The sequence below is a fragment of the Neobacillus cucumis genome (assembly GCF_002860255.1).
GTDB classification, from domain to species: domain Bacteria; phylum Bacillota; class Bacilli; order Bacillales; family Cytobacillaceae; genus Neobacillus; species Neobacillus cucumis_A.
On the sequence record NZ_PGVE01000102.1, the window covers coordinates 102,144 to 123,052 of the forward strand.

The following is a 20,909-nucleotide window of genomic DNA, read 5'->3' on the forward strand; positions in this document are numbered from 1 at the left end:
GCGCTGGAGCTGGACAATTCTAAAAGTCGAAAATTTTTATACAATCTTATCCATAAAAAAGGAAGCCAAGTTAAATGGCTTCCTTTTTAGGTCATTACTTAGTAAGGTTTACGCTTCCTTCACCCGCTGCGGATTCAGTTACCTCGCGGATGGCATTGCGGTCATATGTAAGACGGCTGCCGTCACCACATTTAATGACTACTTTATTTTCATCAATTGAGTCAATAAAGCCATGTAAACCACCAATCGTGACGATTTTATCCCCTTTTTTCAATGCGCTTTGCATGTTCGCAACTGACTTTTGGCGTTTTTGTTGCGGACGGATTAATAGGAAATAAAATAACACAAACATTAAAATTAATGGAATGATTGTACCAATACCTTGCATTTTGTTTCCCTCCTTTCAAAAAAGTTCTATTAGAAATTTTTCGCGTTAGGCTTATTAAAGCCATAACGTTCAAAAAACTCTTCACGGAAATCTCCAAGCCTGTCTTCCATAATGGCTTGTCTGACCTTCTCCATTAATCTTAACAGAAAATAAAGATTATGGTAAGACGTTAAACGAATTCCAAAGGTTTCATCACATTTAATTAAGTGACGAATGTATGCTCTCGAGTAGTTTCGGCATGTGTAGCAATCACACTCTGGATCAAGCGGCCCAAAATCACGGGCAAATTGAGCATTTTTCACTACAAGGCGGCCGGTGCTCGTCATTAACGTTCCATTTCTGGCAATTCGCGTTGGCAGTACACAATCGAACATATCTATTCCGCGAATGGCTCCGTCAATTAGAGAATCAGGTGAGCCTACACCCATTAAATAGCGCGGTTTATTGGACGGTAACATTGGTGTTGTAAATTCAAGGACACGATTCATGACATCCTTTGGCTCCCCAACTGATAATCCGCCTACCGCGTAGCCAGGGAAGTCAAGAGAGACTAGATCGTTCGCACTTTGTCTGCGGAGCTCTTCATATTCTCCGCCTTGAACGATTCCAAATAAACCTTGGTCTTCTGGACGCTGATGGGCGTTTAGACAGCGCTCCGCCCATCTTGAAGTTCTTTCAACAGATTTCTTCATATACTCAAAAGTTGCAGGATATGGCGGACACTCATCAAAGGCCATCATAATATCGGAACCAAGGGCATTCTGAATTTCCATTGCTTTTTCTGGTGATAAAAATAATTTCTCACCACTCATATGGTTGCGGAAATGAACTCCTTCTTCTTCAATTTTACGGAATTCACTTAAACTGAATACTTGGAACCCGCCTGAATCTGTTAAAATAGCCCGGTCCCAATTCATAAATTTATGAAGACCGCCAGCCTCTCTTATGATTTCATGCCCAGGTCTAAGCCATAAGTGATAGGTATTACTTAAAATAATGCCTGCACCCATTTCTTTTAAATCTTCAGGTGACATCGTTTTTACAGTTGCAAGTGTTCCAACAGGCATAAAAGCAGGCGTGTCAAAGGATCCATGTGGTGTGTGAACCCTGCCAAGTCTGGCTCCTGTTTGTTTACATGTTTTTATTAATTCGTAGCGAATTGCAGTCAAATTATTGTCTCCTTCCTAAAGGCGGTGTGAGCAGAGCTATGTTAAATCTTTATAAAGTGAAGACTTTATATTAGACAGAAATTATTGTTTGCACTGATATATATTTGCGGCGCTCCGCCCCTTTACCACTAGATGATGAACATCGCATCACCAAAGCTGAAAAAACGGTAACGTTCAGCTACGGCCGTATTGTAGGCATGCAAAACATTCTCTCTTCCGGCTAAAGCACTAACAAGCATAATCAGAGTGGATTTAGGCAAGTGGAAATTAGTAATCATTCCGTCTATTGCTTTAAATTCATAACCTGGATAGATAAAAATACTTGTCCAGCCGCTTCCGGCAGTAAATACTCCGTTGTTAGCAGATGCAATGGTCTCCAAAGTTCTGGTAGATGTTGTTCCTACAGTGATAATTCTGCCTCCATTCTGCCTCACATCATTTAGCAATTGGGCAGTACCTTCTGTAACCGTGTAAAATTCAGCGTGCATATCGTGCTCCAATACATCGTCCACACTGACAGGTCGGAAAGTGCCAAGACCTACATGGAGTGTGATAAATGCAATATGTACCCCTTTGGCTTTAATTTCTTCTAGAAGTGATTCTGTGAAATGAAGGCCTGCTGTGGGTGCAGCGGCAGATCCCGGTTCGCGGGCATATACCGTCTGATAACGGTCACGATCTTCAAGCTGCTCTTTGATATATGGAGGCAGCGGCATCTCACCCAGCTGATCAAGCACCTCATAGAATATTCCAGTATATTTAAACTCTAAAACTCTGCCTCCATGCTCTGATTCCTCGATGCAAACCGCGGTAAGCAATCCATCGCCAAAGACAATTTCAGTTCCTATTTTCACTCGTTTGGCAGGTTTTACAAGTGTTTCCCACTGATCACCTTCCTGTTGTTTTAACAGCAGGACTTCAATTTTCGCACCAGTATCACTTTTTACACCAAAAAGGCGTGCAGGCAATACCTTGGTATCATTTAAGACCAGGCAGTCCCCTTCACGCAAATATTCGGTGATATTTTTAAATACTTCGTGGTTTATTTCACCTGTTTGTTTATTTAATACCATCAATCGGCTGTCTGTCCTTGTTTTTAACGGCACCTGAGCAATTAGCTCTTCAGGTAAATGAAAATCAAATAAATCTACTTTCATAGTTAACACACCTTACTTATTTGAATATATTTTGGGCGGGAGAGGTCATTCCATTGGCACCTCCATGCCAAAATGGTGATAGACGGCTCCGGTTACTACCCTTCCACGGGGGGTTCGCTGCAAAAAGCCGATTTGTAGAAGGTACGGTTCATAGACATCTTCAATCGTTTCTGCTTCCTCTCCAATCGAAGCCGCAATCGTATCAAGTCCCACGGGACCTCCGCGGAATTTTTCAATAATTCCTCTTAACAGCTTATGATCAATATGATCTAATCCTAGACGGTCAACCTGCAGTAATTCCAAAGCCTCTTTCGCAAGAGATAGGTCAATTGTACCATTCCCCTTAACCTGTGCAAAATCCCTTACACGGCGGAGAAGACGGTTGGCAATTCTAGGGGTGCCCCTTGCCCTTCTAGCGATTTCAGCTGCAGAAGGTTCATCTATTTCAGTTTCAAACAAATCGGCTGTTCTTAAAACAATATCCTTTAACTGGTCTTCCTTATAATACTCGAGCCTGCACAAAACTCCAAATCGATCGCGTAATGGTGCGGATAAAGAGCCTGCCCGGGTGGTGGCACCGACAAGTGTGAAAGGTGGAAGGTCAAGCCGGACCGACCTCGCACTTGGCCCCTTTCCAATAACAATATCCAGACAAAAGTCTTCCATTGCTGGATAAAGTACTTCTTCAATCGTGCGTGGCAGCCTGTGTATTTCATCAATAAACAACACATCACCCGGTTCGAGAGATGTTAAAATAGCCGCTAAATCCCCGGGCCGTTCAATGGCCGGTCCTGAGGTTGTCCGAATGTTTACCCCCATTTCATTGGCAATAATGACAGCAAGTGTAGTCTTCCCTAATCCTGGTGGACCGTAGAGGAGAACATGATCAAGGGTCTCCTTACGCATCTTTGCCGCCTTAATAAAAATCTCAAGATTTTCTTTGACTTGAGTCTGTCCAATATATTGCTTAAGGGTTTGCGGACGCAGGCTTTGCTCCATACTGATTTCACTTTCATTTACTTCACTAGATATGATCCGCTCTTCCATGAATTATCACCTATTTTAAAAGCCGCTGGAGGGCTTTTTTAATATATTGATCGGTTGAAAGCTGCTCTTTTTGTAATTCGGGTGAAATCTTTTTAATTTCTTTATCGGAATAGCCTAGGGCTTTCAAGGCAAGGACGGCTTCTTCGAAGGCCGAGTTGACTGCTTGCTGAGGAAGTGGGAATGTATCGGCGTTGAAAAGGTTAGGGAAGTAATCCGGAACGATATCCTGCAATTTCCCTTTAAGGTCAAGGATCATTTGCCGGGCTGTTTTTTTACCGACGCCAGGGAATTTTACAAGAAAGCTTTCGTCTTCATTTTCAATTGCATTTACCACTTGCTGGACTTCTCCAGAAGCAAGAATAGCCAGCGCTCCTTTAGGACCAATCCCCGAGACATTTAATAGTTTGGTAAAGAGCCTTTTTTCCTCTCTCGTTTCAAAACCGTACAAGGCGATCACATCTTCGCGGACATAATGATAGGTATATACGGTTACCATTGTTTCCATTTTACCAGCGAAAATAAACGGATTGGGTGTAGAGATTTGGTAGCCGATCCCATTATTTTCGATGACGATATATTCAGGGCCAACAAATTCGACCATCCCTTTTATAAATTCATACAATCGTATTCTCTCCCTAGTTAAACTCAAAATAGCTGTCTTTCATTGTAACATAAGTCCAGACGGTTATTGAAGAAAATCGCTTTTTGACAAAAAGTCTAAAAATTAAAACTAAAGAGAGGCGCCTTGAATAGGCGCTGGAGCTGGACGTGTCTAAACTCCCTAAGACATAAAAAAACAGGCTGATTTGACTCAATCAGTCTGAATTTATCAAAATTTATTCTTTTTTTACGGAATAAGGTTCAAACGTCTCTAAAACCTCAACATAATGGTCTTTTGTTTTTATCGGGATTCCTTGAAACAGTTCTTCTTGTTTTTTACTCTCAAGCTTCTTGATATCTATTTGAAAGAAGGACTGAATGATGCGCGATTGTCCTGGCCGGCCATTAAAAATGGTTAAAACCCCATCATCTGTCACTCCAAAAAAACCGTTTGCTTTTAGTAGTGGGGAGATATCATCAACTTGTTTTCGGAAAACATAGGTTGATTCGTTGATGTCGGTAAGCTGCCATTGGTCATATTTAGCCCAAAAGTTCTCCATTTTCCAACATGTCTCGTGCACCAATTCCTGACTTACTTCTCCATCAAGATAGACTCTTTCTAAGATAACCGTCAAGTTAAGCGGCTCTGCCTTCTCTATTTGGTTATCTTGTTGTGCCGCCGAGCTTGTTGTTATTAACCCAGGAACTCTACCGATAAACATGAAGAGAATAACAGCAAATACGGCTAATGTGTACCGATACATTGCTATCCAAATGACCCTCATGTTACTCACCTCTTACGTTTTATAATTGAATATACCTTACAGTACTAGTTTAGCCTTTATTTGCCTTTTTATCCTGCAGAAATAAATCAGCTTATATAATAAAAGAAAGAGGCAAGCCCAGAAGGCCTGCCTCTTCTTTTGGAGGGGTTTAGCTTCCGCCTTTCTCCCTCTGGGAATCATTATGGATATTGCGGTCACGGCCCATTGTGCCTTCATCAATTAAAACCTGAACTGTTTTCCCCTTTGTGTAAGGCTTCACGGCATTCTTGATGGCCCGTTTGGTTTCGGTGGCCCTGTCATGGTCATGCACGGAAACGGAGACAATGACATTATTACCATAGGCAACCGACCTTACATTTCGTACATTATCAATATTTTCCACTTTGTTTCTAATTTTAGCCGTAATACGATCTTGGAAATCAGGGTTTGTCACGACTCCAGCGTTACCATTTTTAGCACTCAAATGACCATGATAGTTTAAATCACTTGTGCTAAAACGGTTATCTCGCTGAAAGAAATTCCGATCGGTTTTAGCTCTAGGGACGGTCGGGTTTTGGGGATTCCCATTTTCGTCTCTAATTTGCATTTGCCGTCTGGTTTTTTCATTTATGGTCTGATCTTCCACTCCAAGATTATGGTCCATGATTTCTGTCATGGCACCATCATTATCCCTTAATAACCCATAATCATTTTTGGCGTGATTTTCATTGGAATAATAACCCATCGGCCGAGTCAAATTATTTCCATTCCCACCCGCACGATTATTGTCATTTGTACATCCAGTTAAACCTACTAATAAAGAGAAGGAAAGAGGAATCATCCACTGCTTTTTGTTCAAGCGATAAACCCCCTAGAGTACAATCTGAGCATGAAATCATGCTCATTTATAGAGTGTTATCTTCAGTGGAAATTCATTCTGATAAAATCATTTCACTTTTTCCAGTAATTGACTAGTGAATTTTTTTCTTAAATGGAATTGATTTATGGTTAAATCCATAACTTGCCTTATTTTTGCTTGGTCAGTATATGATTTTTCTCGGATTAGCCGGTTCCATTCACGGAAGATATCAGCCGGGAAAGCTAAGGCATACAAAAAGGCTTCTTCCTCTAAATATTTTCCTATTGGCTTTAAAGTTGCCAATTTTCCCAATGACCAATCCAAATTAGGAAGAATTCGATTTGCATATTGCAAATAATCAAATGATGGCGGGCCAATACTAATTAAGTCAAAATCAATTAAGTGCAGCAGTCCATTTTGGTCGCGCAAAAAATTATGATGGGCCACATCTCCATGCAGAATCACAGCAGGTTCCATTTGAAAAAAGCGGCGATTTTTTATCATTCCTGCCAAGGACCAATTAGCCGAATGGATCAGTTCTGAAATCACGTTATCATCAAGAAAATATTTAATAAAAGGAAGATTACCGGAAAATATTTGAAGTCTTTCTGTCCATTTTTCAATTAACGCACCCTTGGGAAGAAGTGTTCGGTATCGACTTTCAAACGTTGCTGTGGTTTGATGAAATAGTTTTAACAATTCCAGCCCTTCTTGGCGGCTGCGCTGGGTATGGAAGGTAAAGACTGTTTTATGCGGGGGAATATATTCAATACATCCATAGTAGGTTCCCTCAAAGAAAAGCTGCTCTTTCATAGGGTCAGATAAAAATAAATAGGTTTTTAAAAATCCTTCGGTTCGTAATGTGGCTGTAAAAGCCTCTTGAAGTTTAAGTCTATTATTGGAACGATATCCTTTTATAATATACGTATGATTGACGGTTTTTAATAAATAAACGGACTTTCGGAGCGGAGTCAGCTGAATAATTTTTTCATAAAATTGTGATTGAAAATAAGAGAGGAGACGATTTAAATAACCATCGTCTCCTTTAAGGCTGCCTGGTGAATTAATTGCTCTCATCACGGTAACCTGGCATACCGTAAGGATTTGTTCCAGCTGGACCCACACCGTATGGATTCATATAAGGCGGCTGAGCAGCATTAACCGGTCCTGTATACGGGGCACTGTAAATTGGCGGTGTTGGAGGTACAAAGCTTGTTGGCGCTGGAGGAACCATCCCCGCAGGCGGCATTCCCCCTCCACAGCCACAGTCACCCAAAGTACCGGTTCCTACTGGCATGGTCGGTATTGGAGCTGTCGGCATATATGGCATATGTCCCCCGGCAGCCATTAAATCAGAGGATTCGAAATCATGCACACCCATTCCTTGAGGTACAGGTCCTCCCATTTGCGGATACCCATAGGGTGTGGTTCCCATCCCGTAAGGACCGGCCATTCCTGGGTTCCCATACATCGCATCAGGTCTTGGTGTGGCTTGAGTCATTCCGCCTTGATAGGGAGCTTGATAACCTGGAGTACCCGTCATGGAGTCGCCAGGATTTCCGGCCGGCATTCCTCCATACCCCATTGGCATCTGGCCGTATCCAGCTGGCACCCCTCCATAGCCCATTGGATTTTGACCGTACCCTGCCGGCACTCCTCCGTAGCCCATTGGATTTTGACCGTAACTTCCTGGTACCTCTCCATAGCCCATTGGGTTTTGACCGTAACCTGCTGGTACCTCTCCATACCCCGGTGCTGGTTGCATTGGAGCTACTCCCCCTGGCACTCCGCCATATTCCATTGGCATTTGGGCTGGCCCTGTTGGTATGCCGCTATAACCCATGGACGTTGGCATGGAACCTGCTGGCATTCCGCCATAGCCCATTGGCATTTGTCCATAAGCAGCAGGATCCATTGCTGGTGTGCCCATTCCAGTTCCAGGGCCATAGGCTGGATTCACGACAGGCATTTGCGGCATAAAGGAAGAGGACTCATCATGGAAAAATTGTCCCGGCATCACGTAACCACCGGCAACAGGTGGATTCATCCCTGGTGTCCCATGAACCATTTCAGAATGTGGTACAAATCCTGCTCCCTGAACTGCCGGATATGGCATTGCAGGCGGCATCATTGGCATTCCTCCAAATGGAGGAGGACAGAAACCTGGCCCAGGCATGACAGGTGTGATTGGCACACAATAATCCTGCGGCGGCGGTGTCTCAATCGGCATTTCCTTTGGTGGTGCTGGAGGCGGAACTGGCATTTCCTTTTTCACTTCTTCTTTGACCTCAGGAAGAATATTGGCGGGTTTTGGCGGAAGCTGTGGCTGGACGGTCATATTTGTCATGTTGGTCATATAATAATTGTTAATATCGATTTCTGGGATGACTTGTAGAGGCATTTTTGGAGTAAATGGTGCTTTCGGTGCTTCTTTAATAATCGGCTGCTCTTTAATCGGTTGTTCCTTTACAATTGGCTTTTCTTTTACAATCGGTTGTTCCTTTGCAATTGGTGCTTCCTTGATTGGAATTGGTTTCTCCTTGGCAAACGGATGCTCAGCAATTGGCATTTCTTTTTTGATCGACGTTTCCGGTTTGGTCCCCATTGGTGCTTCTTTTTTTATGGATCCACCTGTAGTTGGTACCTTTATTTTCATACCGGGCATTATCATATCAGGGTTGCTGAGCTGTGAATTCATCTTTTTCAGCTCTTCAAAATTCACGCCGTACTTCTTGGCGATCTTCCAAAGAGTATCCCCTTTCTGTACGATATGGATCTTCACTCTGATTTCCCTCCTATGGCATAAGTCCATATAGTGTATGTGAAAATGGGCAAAGTGCTAACATTCTTCAAAAAAATCTATGTTTGGTTTCAAAAAAATATGAATCACTTTGATAATAAATCCTATTAGACTAGCTTGTTGATTTCGGCTACAGGCGCTCGCTTTCCGCTACAATCAACAAAGTAATAAACCAAGAAACGAGCTTTAACTTTGCCTCAAATAAAAAGTGATGCAGTCATCACGCTCTGCATCACTTTCACCTTTTATGAATTTATTAACATTCTTTCTAAAGCAAGCTTCGCCTTTTCCGCAATTTCAGGACTTACTTTAATAATATTGTTTGTTTCTTCGAGTGTTTCAAGACTCCAAACTAAATGGGGCAAATCGATTCTGTTCATGGTCAAGCAAGGACACATATGCGGATTTAAGGATATAATGTGTTTATCCGGATGTTCTTGGATAATGCGGTTGACTAGGTTCATCTCGGTTCCAATCGCCCAGGCTGAACCAGGATCAGCCTTTTCAATCGCATGGATAATATAACTTGTAGAGCCCGCCATATCCGCTAATTCCACAACTTCCCTGCGGCATTCCGGATGGACAATAATTTTCATTTCAGGATATTGCGCGCGCGTATCAGCTACGTTTTGAACCGTAAAGTTTTCATGAACAGAGCAATGCCCTTTCCAAAGAATCACTCTTACTTTTGAAACATCTCCAACATATTCAAGCGCGTTTGTCATTGGATTCCAAATCGCCATTTCATCTAATCCAATTCCTAGATCCGCGGCCGTATTCCGCCCTAAATGCTGGTCAGGCAAAAATAAAATCCGCTCTTTAATACCCAATGCCCACTTAACCATTGTTTCTGCATTAGAGGAAGTAACGGTCGCTCCTCCATTAGCTCCTACAAAAGCTTTAATAGCGGCTGTTGAATTGACATATGTCAATGGAAGAATGGTATCACCAAAAAGTTCCTGCAGTTTTTCCCACGCTGTTTCGGTTTGCTGAATATCCGCCATGTCGGCCATTGAACAGCCTGCACGCATATCGGGCAGGAATACCTTTTGATTGTCACTTGTTAATATATCGGCTGTCTCTGCCATAAAATGAACACCGCAAAAAACAATAAACTCGGCTTCCGTGTTTTCTGCTGACAATTGAGCTAATTTTAAAGAATCACCGGTTGCGTCGGCAAACTGAATGACTTCGTCTTTTTGATAATGATGGCCTGGAATGAATAAGCGTGAGCCAAGCTGTTTCTTTATCTCGATTACACGGTTTTCAAGTTCTTCCCTTGTCATTTGCTTGTATTTATCAGGAATCATGCCATTTTTTTGTAAGGTCTCCAAGAAGTTCATTCTACTCATCTCCTTTATTCCATAGCACTTTTACACTTATATCTAACGCTTTATAAGAATGGGTCAAATAGCCAAGGGAAATATAATCAACCCCTGTATCCCGATATTCAGCGATGTTAGATAATTGAATTCCGCCAGAAGCCTCGGTAATAATGCCCGCGGGAACTAGTTTAATCAACTCCTTAATCTCTTCAGGAGTTCGGTTATCGAACATAATCACATCTGCACCAGCATGAACTGCTTCCATCACTTGCTCCTTTGTTTCTACCTCGATTTCAACTTTAACCATATGGCCAGCTTTATTTCGTATCGCTTCTACAGCCTTTGAAATGGAGCCGGCAAACGAAATATGGTTATCTTTAATCATGACTGCATCATATAAACCAAAACGATGATTAAAGCCTCCCCCACAGCGGACCGCATATTTTTCAAACATTCTTAATCCTGGAGTCGTTTTTCGGGTATCACAAACTCTAGTATGGCCGCTGTCAAGAGTGTGGACGGTCTTTTGTGTCAAGGTGGCGATTCCACTCATTCTTTGAATAAGATTAAGAACCACCCGTTCTCCTTTAAGTAAATCAGCAATTTTTCCTGAGACATGGGCTAGTTCCTGTCCTTTCACGATTGCTTGACCATCCTTCACAAAAACCTGGACGGTAATGTCATGATTTAAAAGATGAAAACCCGTTTTAATAATTTCCTCACCACAAAAAACGCCCTCATCCTTTGAAAGAAAAACGATTTTCCCCATTGTATCTTCCGAAAAAATTAAATCGGTGGTTACATCTTGTTCTCCAATATCTTCAATAAAAAATTTCTCAAGTTGCGAGCGCAGTTTTAATGAGTTCATGGTTTTTCTCCATTTCCTGATTCTTTTTATGAGTAATTGATTTTCGTAACCAATTTTGATTGTCTTCTAATGGATAATCATTCCGATAGTGACCGCCGCGGCTTTCTGTCCTTTGTAAGGCCGAATCGGTAATAAGACTTGCCGTAATCACCATAAAAATCTTAGACAATTCCGTTTCAGAACATGTATCTAAATGGGGTTGTTCAGCATTAAATTGAGACAGCCAGGCTTTCTGCTGTTTCAAACTAGTTTCGTTCCTGACAATACCAACCCGTTCCATCATTGAATCTTTTATCAGCTGAATATCCGGTAAAGCTACCTTCTTAGAAAGGGCAGTCTTTAGAGGTTCACTAGCTTCCATTTCTTGATACTCTGTTCGGCAGCCATTAATCCATTTTGATAATTGCTCCCCTTGATAAAGTCCCTCTAATAAAGAGTTGCTCGCCAGACGATTGGCACCATGTAATCCGGTACATGCCGCTTCTCCGATGGCATATAAACCATTGATAGAAGAACGGCCTATTAAATCCGTTTTAATTCCACCCATTAAAAAGTGGCTGCCCGGCGCTACAGGGATTTTCCCATCCGCTAAACAAATTCCATTTTCTTCGCAAATAGCCGTAATCGACGGAAATCTTTTGCTAAATTCTTTAATTTTACGAATATCTAAAAATACTGGTTTTCCTTTTTTTAGATATTCATAGATTCTCTGTGAAACCACATGTCTTGGACCAAGGTCCTTCATCGGGTGGATTCCCTCCATGATTGGAGTTCCATCCTCCGTCACAAGGATGGCTCCTTCCCCTCTGACTGCTTCGGAAATTAATCCTTTTGTTTGACCGTCTATATACAAAAGAGTCGGATGAAATTGTATAAATTCCATATCGACGATTTCTGCTCCTGCTAAATAGGCCATTGCGATTCCATCACCACATACTGTTTCAGCGTTAGATGTATAGGTGAATAACTGGCCGCAGCCCCCGGAAGCAATAATGATGTGACTTCCATAAAATTTTTGTATCTTTTGATCCGCTGTTTTTGCTTTGACACCGATACAACGGGTTTTTTCCGAGTTTAGGAGTAATTCGTAAGCAAAGACCTCTTCTACGATCATTACATTTTCCTTGAGTCTGCTGATTAAATGCTCCACCACATTCTTGCCTGTGGCATCACCGCCGCCATGCACGATTCTCTTTTCGCTATGAGCTCCTTCCATGCCTAAAAATAATTCTCCATTTTGGTCCTTATCAAAAACATCGTCCTGTAAAGACATATTTTTAATTAGCGATGGTGCTGCGGTAATAATTTTCCGGACAGTATCCAGGTTATTATGAAATCTTCCCGCTTCTAGCGTATCAGCAATATGCTTGGATGGGTGGTCATTTGCCCCAATGGCGGCAGCAATTCCTCCTTGGGCAAGATAAGAGTTTGCTGTTCTTATTTTCCCCTTTGTGAGTATTCTCACATTCAAATGATTATTTAATTGAACAGCCAGCTGTAATGCTGCTATCCCGCTACCAATAATTACTACATCATCTTTTGTCATGAATGACCCTCCTGACATTAACAGGTGTCTTGACATATATATTTACACAGAATTAAACTAAAAACAAGTACTAAAAAAATAGATTATTGGAGAAATATTATGATATATTTTGATTTTGCTGCGACAACTCCATTAGACCATGAGGCTGCAGAGGTTTATGTGAAAGTGGCAACGGATTACTTCGGAAACACTCAGAGCCTTCATGATTTAGGCGGTCAAGCTCAAAGCTTACTGGAAAATTGCCGGGGAGAATTGGCAAATATTTTGGGCGTTGAAAAGAAAGGTCTATATTTTACAAGCGGCGGGTCTGAAGGGAATTTTTTAGCAATTGAGGCCCTTTTATCTGCTCCACTAAAGGATGGAAAACATATTATTGCCGGAATGGCGGAACACACATCTGTTCATGGCGTTTTAAATCGGCTCAAAAAAGATGGATATGAAGTCACACTCATTCCCTTTGATGCGAATGGATTAATTAACGTAGAATTACTCCAGCAGTCCATTAGACCTGATACAATCTTAATCACCCTGCAGCATGTGAACTCTGAGATTGGGACCATTCAGCCGATCGGTGAGATTTCAAAAATAGCTAAAGCATCTCAAATTCACTTACACAGCGACTTTGTCCAGTCTTTTGGAAAAATAAATAGTCAAACGATTGCTCCCTTGGTCAGCAGTTTTTCCTTTTCAGGCCACAAGATATACGGGCCAAAAGGAATCGGAGGAGTCTATATAAACCCTGGAACCGCTTGGAAAGCCTTTTTTCCTGGAGGTTCACATGAAAACGGATTTCGCCCGGGAACACTCAACATCCCAGCCATTGCTGCCATGACTGCTGCTGCACAGAAGATTGCTGGACGACTAGATGAGGACCATTTCAAATATTCGCTTCTCCGTAAAGCGTTTATTAAGACCCTTGAGCCGATAAAAGAACAGGTTACCATTTATGAAGCAGATGAAGATAGACAGCTTTCGAATATCATTGGTATGGGTATTTCCGGTATTGAAGGTCAATGGATGATGCTCGAATGTAACCGGCAAGGATTTGCGATTTCAACAGGAAGCGCCTGCCAGATCGGAATGCAAACCCCTGCCAAAGTAACAGAGGCACTGGGATTAGCTCAAGACAATGCAAAGGAGTTTATCCGAATCTCACTAGGCTACACCTCCACCACGGAAGAAATCTTTAAACTTGGAGAAACCATCGTAAGAATTGTGGAATCGTTCAAATCACGTCCGTGATAGAAAGAAACGAACTGTGCTAGAATAGGAAGATAGAGAAAATTTATAGGAGGTCGTCTTTTAATATGGCTGAGCAAAAGAAAATTCTGGGAGAGGAAAGAAGGTCGTTAATTCTCCAGCAGCTTAAAGACAGCTCTGAACCGCTCACAGGAAGTGAGCTTGCAGCTAGAACGAATGTCAGCAGACAAGTAATTGTCGGGGATATTACCCTTCTTAAAGCGAAAAATGAACCGATTATAGCAACGAGCCAAGGCTATATTTATTTAAAAAACAACTCAAATTCACCTGTATATGAAAGAACCATAGCCTGCAAACATTCACCGGAAGACACCGAGAAAGAATTAAATATACTCGTGGACCATGGAGTTCTTGTCAAAGATGTTAAGATTGAACACTCCGTATACGGTGATTTAACTGCATCGGTGATGGTTTCCAACCGCCATGAGGTCAAGCAATTTATCGAAAACATAAAAAACACGAAGGCTGCTTTATTATCAGAGTTAACAGGTGGAATTCACCTTCACACGATTTCAGCTTCAAGTGCGCAAGTTTTAGATCAGGCGGAACAAGCTTTAAAAAAAGAAGGCTTTGTGATTGAATAAGACGGAAGAGACCCGCTGCAAATGAACGGGTCTCTTTTATTAATCTAGATTCACCATTACAGTTGGATAGCTTCCTAACACTTTCACACCACAGCCAAGTGCTTCAAGCTCCGCAATCGCTCCAGGTATTAAAACATCATCAAGCTTCATTTCAATATCAATGATAAAAAAGTAATTCCCTATTCCTGTTTTCATGGGTCTTGACTCAATTTTTGAAAGATTCAATTTTCTCCAGGCAAACGCCGACAATACCTGATGAAGAGCACCAGCCTGGTCAGAGGGCAATGTAACCATAAGAGTTGTTTTATAATGGGAAGACCCGCTTATTTCTTCAAAATCTAAGCCTTGCTCTGATAGAACAAAAAAGCTTGTATGGTTAAAATCAAAATCATGGATATTTTTTTGAACAATGGCTAGTCCATATTCTTTTGCTGCAAGTTCATTGGCAATCGCGGCCGCATTCAATTCCGGCTGCTCCATGATCATCTTTGCTGCTGCGGCAGTTGATGAAATACTTTCAATTGGTACACCTTTAAAATGGGTATGTAAAAACTTATGACATTGAGCAATGGCATGAGAATGGCTGAATACTTTGGAAACATCCCTCCATTGATCCTTGTTGTGAGGATGAACCATCAAATGCTGTTTAATCGGCAGTGTGATTTCTCCAACGATAGGAATATCAACCATGTGCGTTAAATAATCCAGTGTGATATTAACGGAACCTTCAAGAGCATTTTCAACTGGAACGACGGCGAGGTCCACTTCTTTTTCAACAATGGCATCTATACTTTCCGGAATCGTGCTATACGGCTCATATTCAAATCCTTGAAAAACCTTACTTACTGCCAATTCTGTAAATGTTGCTTTTGGTCCCAAATAACCAACCTTCATGACTTTCTTTCACTCCCCTGTATTTTTAAAAAGAAGGCTGAGACCCGGCCGGAGCGGACCTTGTCCACTACGCGCCTGTTCCCAGCACTTCCACTTTTTCAACAAATTCAAGTTTTCTAAGTTCTGTAAGTAATTCGTCCAACTCTGTTGTGATATTCGAAGTATTTAATGATAATGTCACATTGGCCCTTCCTTGCAGCGGAATCGTTTGATGGATGGTCAGTACATTACAGCCTGAGGAGGCAACGACACTTAGCAAGTTGGATAACGTTCCAGAGCGGTCTTCTAAATGAAAGAAAAGGGAAATGATTTTCTCTTTCTGAATCGTAGAAAAAGGAAAAACAGTGTCCCTGTATTTATAAAAAGCACTTCTGCTAAGATCCACTTTTAGAACGGCATCCGCAATCGATTCTGCTTTGCCTCTTTCAAGCATTTCTTTTACTTCAATGGTTTTCTTCATTGCTTCCGGCAAAACATCCTCACGGACCAGGTAAAACTTTTTATCCATATTATCCATGTCTACTCTACCTCGTTCTATACGGGACTACTCAATAAACTCAAATTCGAAGTCTAACAACTTAACAATATCCCCATCCTTAGCTCCTCTTTGTCTTAAGGCATCATCGACCCCAAAGCCGCGCAGCTGACGTGCGAAACGGCGGACAGATTCTTCTCTAGAAAAGTCCGTCATCCTAAATAATCTTTCGAGCTTTTCACCAGAAAGGACAAATGAGCCATCCGGATCTCTTGTAATTGTAAAGGCATCTGGATCTGCCTCATGTTTATATAATACACGATGAACGCCAGTTGTCTCCTCTTCATGCTCAAGCGGGAACTCTGGTGTTTCCTCAATCTTATCGGCAACCGCAAATAATAAGTCACGAAGACCTTTTCTGGTAAGGGCAGAAATTGGGAAAATCGGATGATCCTCTTCTAATTGCTCTTTAAAAAGTTCCAGGTTTTCTTCTGCATCCGGCATATCCATTTTATTTGCAACAATAATTTGTGGACGCTCTGTTAATCTAAGGTTATATTCTTTTAGTTCCTTATTGATCGTCAGGTAATCCTCAAACGGATCTCTTCCCTCTGTTGCTGCCATATCAATAACGTGAACAATGACTCTTGTGCGCTCAATATGACGTAAAAACTGATGCCCCAGACCAACACCTTCACTTGCCCCTTCAATTAACCCCGGCAGATCGGCCATAACAAAGCTTCGGCCGTCTTCTGTTTCTACCATCCCAAGATTAGGTACGATAGTGGTGAAGTGATATTCAGCAATTTTTGGTTTTGCTGATGAAACAACGGATAACAGGGTTGATTTTCCTACGCTTGGAAACCCTACAAGACCCACATCAGCAAGCAATTTCAATTCAAGAATCACATCACGTTCCTGACCTGGTTCTCCATTCTCAGCAATTTCTGGAGCCGGATTTTGCGGAGTAGCAAAACGAGTATTTCCCCGCCCGCCGCGGCCGCCTTTAGCAATGATGGCTTGTTGACCATGTTCCACTAAATCAGCAATGACCTCTTTCGTTTCCGCATCAATAACAACTGTTCCTGGCGGCACTTTAACAATCATATCCTGAGAGCCTCTGCCATGCATTCCTTTAGACATCCCATGTTCTCCACGCTCTGCCTTAAAATGACGCTTATAACGGAAATCCATTAAGGTCCGCAAGCCTTCATTTACTTCAAATACAACATTGGCGCCTTTCCCGCCATCTCCACCGGCAGGACCGCCATTTGGTACATATTTTTCACGGCGAAAGGCAACCATACCATTTCCGCCGTCTCCACCTTTTACATATATTTTGACTTGATCGACAAACATCTAATTCCTCCAGTCTTGCACCATAAATAAAACTGATTTCAAATGAGTTATTTTACAACATAGGCATAAATAACTCTAAAGAGAGTTCTGTTTCTGTCAATTCCTTTACGGACAAATCAATCGTTTTGTTTGCAAGGAAGCTCTCCAGCAGTTCTCTGTTACTTATTATCCCGCTAAAATCAAAAAAGAAACGAATACCATTCGATTGCGGTTCTATCGTAATTGATAAATTATTTTCTTGAAATGGCTCAATCGCTTGATTCAAACTCCCAAAAAAAGAATTTGTCCAATGGGTCACCGCCAGATCGTTCACTTTTGAGGCATCAGGATCAAATAGTACCTCATATTCCAACTTAAAGAAAGGATTTTCCCAGTTAGATTTTAAGAGAAGCGCAGCAAATAAAGGCATATCTAAATTTGAAAGCTTTGTTTCATGCTGGGCTTCGATCACGATTTCGTCAATCACTTGTTTTGCCCGGTCAATTCGATTTAAATCCAGGTTTCCCTTTATTAGCTGCAGCTTATTTAACCAATCATGTCGTGAGTGCCGGAGCACCTCCACGATATCCCATTCTTTCCCCATATGTACACTCCCACATTTAAGTGTTGACACTGTTTCCTGTTAGTATATCAAAAAAACAAACATCAGTAGACTTTTTTCGATAAGAAATGTTATTTTTAGAGGCAAAAAAGAAGATTTAACTAAGAAGATTCCCTGAAGTGATAAGATGGAAGGGTTCTTTTTATGCAAAAAAGAAAACTCTAACCAAACAAGGTTAGAGTTTTCTTTAAGTAAACCTTAAGCCTCTTGAGCTACAGGATAAACACTTACTTGTTTGCGGTCACGACCTAAACGTTCGAATTTAACAACGCCGTCGATTTTAGCAAAAAGAGTGTCGTCACCACCGCGGCCAACGTTTTCACCTGGATAAATCTTTGTACCGCGTTGACGGTAAAGGATAGAACCACCAGTTACAAATTGACCGTCTGCACGCTTCGCACCAAGGCGCTTTGCGATAGAGTCACGTCCGTTCTTTGTAGAACCTACTCCCTTTTTAGATGCAAACAATTGAAGATCTAATTTTAATAACATTTCATTCCACCTCCTGCTTTTTGAAGGTTATTTTAATGTGCTCTCCGTACGTTTCTTCAATCGTACGTAATGAGACAATCATCCCTTCGAGAAGAAGCTGTACCTTCTCATAAACGTCTTCCGGAAGGCCTCCCGGAACAACGCAGCGGAGAAAGCCATCTTCCCGATGTTCAAGATCAGGAGTGACACCGGTTAGTTCGTGCACGGCATTGATCGCACCGACAGAAACGGCGGATACTCCTGCACAAACAATGTCCTTGCCACGATTCGCGAACAACGCATGACCACTCAGTTCAAACGATTGAATTTTTCCGGACTCAGTACGATAAATCGTAATGTTAATCATCTATGATTCAACACCTTACGCGTTGATTTTTTCGATGACAACTTTAGTGTAAGGTTGACGATGACCTTGCTTCTTACGGTTGTTTTTCTTCGCTTTGTACTTGAAAACGATGATTTTCTTTTGACGGCCTTGCTTTTCAACTTTAGCTGTAACTGTAGCGCCGGCAACAACAGGGCTACCAACTTTTACAGTTTCACCGCCAACGAAAAGAACCTTGTCAAAAGTAACTGTTTCACCAGCTTCAACATCTAATTTTTCAATGTAGATAGCTTGGCCTTCTTCGACTTTCAATTGCTTACCGCCAGTTTCGATAATTGCGTACATGAACTGCACCTCCTTATAAACTCAGACTCGCCAAATACAGGCGCTAATGCTTTAAAGCACAAGGCTTACTACCTGCACTGTGCGGTTGTAGCACGGGTGCTACAAACATAACATTAAGATACTAACATAGATTTATTGAATGTGTCAATAGCATTTTGGGTACTTCATAGGTTCAGTAAATAACCTTCTGAGAGATTTCTTCCTTAGTGCCAAACTGCTTTAATTGATAAAAATGGGGTAAAGTTGGCTGCAGTATAAAATAAAGTTTGAGATGGAGAAGTTCTTCTAACACCTCTCTGTGGGTCTCATTTGGCCCAAGGAGTGCTTCCTTTACCTCGGGTGTTGTCTCTACGAGGATGGCCTCAAAATCTGCACTACGGTGCTCTAACAGCTCTCTCTCAAGCCGGAAGGCAGCGGTTTCTGGACTAAGAATGCGCCCCGTGCCCTCGCAAACCGGGCATTTGACCTTTAGGGCTTCTGATAAGGTTACCTTCGTCTTTTTCCTTGTTAGCTGCAGAATTCCAAGTTCTGTAAACCCAATGACTTTCGTTCTTTTCTCATCTTTACTCAACTCTAATTCCACTGTATGGAGGATTGTTTGCTTGTCCTCTTCCCGATACATATCAATAAAATCAATCAACACAATTCCGCCAATATCGCGGAGACGTAACTGTCTGACGATTTCTTTTGCTGCGAGCTGATTGGTTTTGAGGACTGTTTCCTGGTAGTCCAGTTTGCCTGAAAATTTCCCTGTGTTAACATCGATAATCGTTAACGCTTCGGTCTCATCAAAGATAAGGTATGCCCCATGATCAAGCCAAACAATCCGCTTTAGCGCTTTATCAATTTCATGTTCGACTTTGCCGTTTGAAAAAATATTCTCTTTGCCATTGTAATAGGTGAGGGTGACGGTATCGTTTACAGGTTCGAGTAATTTTTTTAGGGAGATATCGTCAACGATGATTTCACCGGATTTCATCCTTGCCGTTTGGGTGCGGATCCTTTCGATAAAGGTGTCCTTTTGAAAAAGTAACCCGGGTTTCTTTAAGGCTGATGCTTCTTGTATAAGTTCATGATATCGTTCTCTTAGGGTATGAAGTTCTGCTGAAATTTCCTCTATGGAACTATAAATTGCCGAGGTCCGGAAGATCACCCCTTCTTCTTCCGTTTTTAATTTGTTTCCCATTTGCCGCAATGCCGTTTTCTTTGATTCATTGGAAATTTTCTTAGATACTGCCACATATCGTCCCTTCGGCATATAAACAAGATGATTTCCCTCTATCTCAATAATTCCTTTCACTTTTGGGCCTTTGGTGCCTGTGGCATCCTTTTCGACTTGGACGAGCATTTTTTCACCTTGATGGACGAAGGAAGTGACGTTTTTTTGTTTTTCTGTTGATTGGACGTACGATGGGAGTGCATTGCGGTTCAAATAAGCATTCTTTTCCTCGCCTATATCGATGAAGGCTGCGTTCATCCCCGGCAGGACCTTTGTAACAGTCCCCCAATAAATATTTCCGACCAGCGAGCGATGTTCAGGCCGGTCCATCACTATATTTTCTACACGGTTATCTCTTAAATAAGCAAATCGCTTTTCCCGTCCATGATAATTTACAATTAATGTTTCCAATTGAGGCGTCCTCACTTTACAACATCCTGCTTAAAGACAAATCTTGATTTTGCGGCTTTAAGAGTTAAAATGTCCTTAATATGTCTCATTGAAGACATTCTTGACTGAATTTCCTTCAAAATTGTCTTTAAGAGTTCATATTGAAGACATTTCTTGGTGGATTTCCATCTAGATTGTCCTTAAGGGCACTTATTGAGGACATTTCTCAGTCGATTTCCATCTCGATTGTCCTTAAGGGCACTTATTGAGGACATTTCTCGGTCGATTTCCATTCAAATTGTCCATAAAAACACTCATTGAAGACAATCAATCCTGAATTTCAACTTAAATTGTCTTTAATATCTTTATTGAGACACTTCTTCCCTAATTGCCATCATAATAGTCTTTTAACAGGATTCTAATTTAATCACAGAAGAAGCGC

The 20,909-nt window shown here is 41.6% G+C and carries 22 protein-coding genes and 1 other annotated feature; of the genes, 2 read left to right on the top strand and 20 right to left on the bottom strand.

Translation table 11 applies throughout. The features are described from left to right. Positions 1 to 94: 94 nt before the first annotated feature. The 12 genes from yajC to nadB form a co-directional block, all read right to left on the bottom strand. Positions 95 to 388 carry a preprotein translocase subunit YajC gene (gene yajC / locus CVD27_RS26230; RefSeq protein ID WP_101651993.1) on the bottom strand — a complete coding sequence of 98 codons (294 nt, stop codon included), beginning with the start codon at positions 386 to 388 and terminating at the stop codon, positions 95 to 97. A 29-nt stretch (positions 389 to 417) separates the two neighbouring features. After that, positions 418 to 1,557, bottom strand: coding sequence for a tRNA guanosine(34) transglycosylase Tgt (gene tgt, locus CVD27_RS26235; RefSeq protein WP_101651995.1), 1,140 nt, complete (start codon positions 1,555 to 1,557; stop codon positions 418 to 420). A 128-nt stretch (positions 1,558 to 1,685) separates the two neighbouring features. Further along, a complete protein-coding gene (gene queA, locus CVD27_RS26240) occupies positions 1,686 to 2,714 on the bottom strand; it encodes a tRNA preQ1(34) S-adenosylmethionine ribosyltransferase-isomerase QueA (RefSeq protein WP_101651997.1) in 1,029 nt (342 codons plus the stop codon). A gap of 45 nt (positions 2,715 to 2,759) precedes the next feature. Continuing rightward, positions 2,760 to 3,761, bottom strand: coding sequence for a Holliday junction branch migration DNA helicase RuvB (ruvB, locus tag CVD27_RS26245; protein ID WP_101651999.1), 1,002 nt, complete (start codon positions 3,759 to 3,761; stop codon positions 2,760 to 2,762). 10 nt (positions 3,762 to 3,771) lie between these two features. Continuing rightward, entirely contained in the window at positions 3,772 to 4,383 is a 612-nt protein-coding gene (ruvA, locus tag CVD27_RS26250) for a Holliday junction branch migration protein RuvA (protein WP_101652001.1), read from the bottom strand. Positions 4,384 to 4,597: 214 nt separating this feature from the next. Beyond that, complete coding sequence (locus CVD27_RS26255; protein WP_180960458.1) at positions 4,598 to 5,146, bottom strand: intercompartmental signaling factor BofC; 549 nt, start codon at positions 5,144 to 5,146, stop codon at positions 4,598 to 4,600. Between the two features lie 148 nt (positions 5,147 to 5,294). Next, a complete protein-coding gene (locus CVD27_RS26260; RefSeq protein ID WP_101652003.1) occupies positions 5,295 to 5,984 on the bottom strand; it encodes a YhcN/YlaJ family sporulation lipoprotein in 690 nt (229 codons plus the stop codon). A gap of 87 nt (positions 5,985 to 6,071) precedes the next feature. Continuing rightward, positions 6,072 to 7,061, bottom strand: a complete 990-nt coding sequence (locus tag CVD27_RS26265) for a phosphotransferase (protein WP_101652005.1) — start codon at positions 7,059 to 7,061, stop codon at positions 6,072 to 6,074. Beyond that, positions 7,048 to 8,766: a SafA/ExsA family spore coat assembly protein gene (gene safA / locus CVD27_RS29160; protein WP_101652008.1), complete on the bottom strand. Its 1,719-nt coding sequence runs from the start codon at positions 8,764 to 8,766 to the stop codon at positions 7,048 to 7,050. Before safA ends, CVD27_RS26265 begins: the two co-directional genes overlap by 14 nt. 263 nt (positions 8,767 to 9,029) lie before the next feature. After that, complete coding sequence (gene nadA / locus CVD27_RS26275) at positions 9,030 to 10,127, bottom strand: quinolinate synthase NadA (RefSeq protein WP_101652011.1); 1,098 nt, start codon at positions 10,125 to 10,127, stop codon at positions 9,030 to 9,032. A gap of 1 nt (position 10,128) precedes the next feature. Beyond that, on the bottom strand, positions 10,129 to 10,977 hold the full coding sequence (gene nadC / locus CVD27_RS26280) for a carboxylating nicotinate-nucleotide diphosphorylase (protein ID WP_101652012.1): 849 nt from the start codon (positions 10,975 to 10,977) through the stop codon (positions 10,129 to 10,131). After that, positions 10,946 to 12,523 (bottom strand): L-aspartate oxidase, encoded by a 1,578-nt coding sequence (gene nadB, locus CVD27_RS26285; protein ID WP_101652014.1) that lies wholly within the window; start codon positions 12,521 to 12,523, stop codon positions 10,946 to 10,948. The genes nadC and nadB overlap by 32 nt, the downstream gene beginning before the upstream one ends. A 99-nt stretch (positions 12,524 to 12,622) precedes the next feature. Between nadB and CVD27_RS26290 the strand changes: the two genes are divergently transcribed. Next, a complete protein-coding gene (locus CVD27_RS26290; RefSeq protein ID WP_101652016.1) occupies positions 12,623 to 13,765 on the top strand; it encodes an IscS subfamily cysteine desulfurase in 1,143 nt (380 codons plus the stop codon). 65 nt (positions 13,766 to 13,830) lie between these two features. Beyond that, the gene (locus tag CVD27_RS26295; protein WP_101652019.1) at positions 13,831 to 14,367 is read left to right on the top strand and encodes a transcription repressor NadR; all 537 of its coding nucleotides are present in this window, start codon (positions 13,831 to 13,833) and stop codon (positions 14,365 to 14,367) included. A gap of 39 nt (positions 14,368 to 14,406) precedes the next feature. Here CVD27_RS26295 and pheA read toward each other — a convergent pair whose 3' ends face one another. From pheA to CVD27_RS26335, 8 genes are all read right to left on the bottom strand, one after another. Next, entirely contained in the window at positions 14,407 to 15,261 is an 855-nt protein-coding gene (gene pheA / locus CVD27_RS26300; RefSeq protein WP_101652021.1) for a prephenate dehydratase, read from the bottom strand. A gap of 67 nt (positions 15,262 to 15,328) precedes the next feature. Beyond that, positions 15,329 to 15,778: an ACT domain-containing protein gene (locus CVD27_RS26305; protein WP_101652023.1), complete on the bottom strand. Its 450-nt coding sequence runs from the start codon at positions 15,776 to 15,778 to the stop codon at positions 15,329 to 15,331. A 27-nt stretch (positions 15,779 to 15,805) separates the two neighbouring features. Then, complete coding sequence (gene obgE / locus CVD27_RS26310) at positions 15,806 to 17,095, bottom strand: GTPase ObgE (protein ID WP_101652025.1); 1,290 nt, start codon at positions 17,093 to 17,095, stop codon at positions 15,806 to 15,808. 52 nt (positions 17,096 to 17,147) lie between these two features. Next, positions 17,148 to 17,678: a Spo0B C-terminal domain-containing protein gene (locus tag CVD27_RS26315; protein ID WP_101652027.1), complete on the bottom strand. Its 531-nt coding sequence runs from the start codon at positions 17,676 to 17,678 to the stop codon at positions 17,148 to 17,150. A 216-nt stretch (positions 17,679 to 17,894) separates the two neighbouring features. Next, entirely contained in the window at positions 17,895 to 18,188 is a 294-nt protein-coding gene (gene rpmA, locus CVD27_RS26320) for a 50S ribosomal protein L27 (protein ID WP_101652028.1), read from the bottom strand. A gap of 1 nt (position 18,189) precedes the next feature. Next, positions 18,190 to 18,534: a ribosomal-processing cysteine protease Prp gene (locus tag CVD27_RS26325; RefSeq protein WP_101652030.1), complete on the bottom strand. Its 345-nt coding sequence runs from the start codon at positions 18,532 to 18,534 to the stop codon at positions 18,190 to 18,192. A gap of 15 nt (positions 18,535 to 18,549) precedes the next feature. Continuing rightward, positions 18,550 to 18,858, bottom strand: a complete 309-nt coding sequence (gene rplU / locus CVD27_RS26330) for a 50S ribosomal protein L21 (protein WP_098529848.1) — start codon at positions 18,856 to 18,858, stop codon at positions 18,550 to 18,552. A gap of 13 nt (positions 18,859 to 18,871) precedes the next feature. Then, positions 18,872 to 18,955 (bottom strand) — a sequence feature (ribosomal protein L21 leader region). Between the two features lie 75 nt (positions 18,956 to 19,030). Then, positions 19,031 to 20,488, bottom strand: a complete 1,458-nt coding sequence (locus CVD27_RS26335; RefSeq protein ID WP_101652128.1) for an Rne/Rng family ribonuclease — start codon at positions 20,486 to 20,488, stop codon at positions 19,031 to 19,033. Between the last annotated feature and the right edge of the window lie 421 nt (positions 20,489 to 20,909).